This is a genomic window from Clostridioides sp. ZZV14-6150, assembly GCF_020657875.1.
Taxonomy (GTDB): Bacteria; Bacillota; Clostridia; order Peptostreptococcales; family Peptostreptococcaceae; genus Clostridioides.
Window position 1 is genome coordinate 1 of sequence record NZ_JAGWDA010000093.1, and the last position, 332, is coordinate 332.

The window sequence follows — 332 nt, forward strand, 5'->3', positions numbered from 1 at the left end:
TAGCTCAGCTGGATAGAGCAACGCCCTTCTAAGGCGTGTGTCCGGGGTTCGAATCCCTGTGCGCTCACCACATATATTGGGGATTAGCCAAGTCGGTAAGGCACATGACTTTGACTCATGTATGCGTAGGTTCAAGTCCTGCATCCCCAGCCATTAAATATTAAAGTAGGGTTCATTAGCTCAGCTGGCAGAGCACCTGACTCTTAATCAGGGTGTCCCGAGTTCGATCCTCGGATGAATCATTGGAAGTAAAATATGGAGAGGTGTCCGAGTGGTTTAAGGAGCTGGTCTTGAAAACCAGTGACTTCGAAAGGGGCCGTGGGTTCGAATCC

Annotated in this window: 2 tRNA genes; both read left to right on the forward strand. The window is 49.7% G+C overall.

Features of this window, described 5'->3' with window-relative positions:
• Positions 1 to 77 precede the first annotated feature (77 nt).
• A tRNA-Gln gene (locus KGF41_RS20660) sits at positions 78 to 153 on the forward strand.
• 16 nt (positions 154 to 169) lie between these two features.
• A tRNA-Lys gene (locus tag KGF41_RS20665) sits at positions 170 to 242 on the forward strand.
• Positions 243 to 332: the final 90 nt, after the last annotated feature.